Below are 379 nucleotides of genomic sequence, written 5' to 3' on the forward strand. Positions count from 1 at the left end.
CAGCCACGCCGCGACCTCGCCCCACTTCGACCACAAGGCGTCGCACCAGAAGGCTCGTCGGTTCCGGTGGTAGTCGATCTGAAACCCGCCATCGGCCCCGTCGACCTGGACGTTGACCGCCGCGGCCCAGGGTGGTTCCAGGTGCAGGATCCTCGCGTCCGGCCATCGCCGGCCCGCGGCCGCGCCGAACTCCTCGGACGTGAGCGCGATCCCGCTCCGGCACCAGACGACGAGGTTGTTGCTCACGGTTCACCGCCGGGATCGCGGGGTGTCGCAGTCACGGGAGACCCAGCATCGCGGCGACCGCAGGTTCTCGGGCCGTCCACCCAGGGTCGGCGTGGGAGACCGCGCGGCTCTCGAACTCCGCCGCGGTGATCCC

General features: G+C 71.5%; 1 protein-coding gene. It reads right to left on the reverse strand.

Annotated features, from left to right (window positions below; genetic code table 11):
* Positions 1 to 246, reverse strand: a 246-nt coding sequence (locus AAHH18_RS18265; protein WP_343302603.1) for a hypothetical protein, incomplete at its 3' end; no start/stop codon positions are given.
* Positions 247 to 379: the final 133 nt, after the last annotated feature.

The sequence above is a fragment of the Cellulomonas olei genome (assembly GCF_039548315.1).
In the GTDB taxonomy this organism is placed as follows: domain Bacteria; phylum Actinomycetota; class Actinomycetes; order Actinomycetales; family Cellulomonadaceae; genus Cellulomonas.